This is a genomic window from Bradyrhizobium uaiense, assembly GCF_010811875.1.
In the GTDB taxonomy this organism is placed as follows: Bacteria; Pseudomonadota; Alphaproteobacteria; order Rhizobiales; family Xanthobacteraceae; genus Bradyrhizobium; species Bradyrhizobium uaiense.
Map to the genome: position 1 here is coordinate 1 of NZ_VKHP01000756.1, position 250 is coordinate 250.

The 250-nt window shown below is 64.0% G+C and carries 1 pseudogene; it reads right to left on the reverse strand.

Annotated features, from left to right (window positions below):
- Positions 1-112: 112 nt before the first annotated feature.
- Positions 113-250, reverse strand: a pseudogene (locus FNJ47_RS47330) (DUF938 domain-containing protein); the annotation flags it as partial.

Consider the following 250-nt stretch of genomic DNA (forward strand, 5'->3'; position numbering starts at 1 on the left):
CAACGGGGCTCTGTCGGTTCCGTTCGGCTCGTCCTGGCTGCACGGTCTAGATAACAGGAGATTGCAGTGGCGGAGTTCGTGGTGGAGTTCGGCAAGGACGGCAGGCCGGTCGAGGCGGACGGGCGGCGAAATAGAGGACATGCTGGCCGGTGCCGCTGCCGGCTTCCAGCACGTCGCCGGATTGACCGGCGAGATAATTCTTCAGGACCGCCCAGATCGGCTGGTGATTGCGGTGGAATGCTGCCGCATC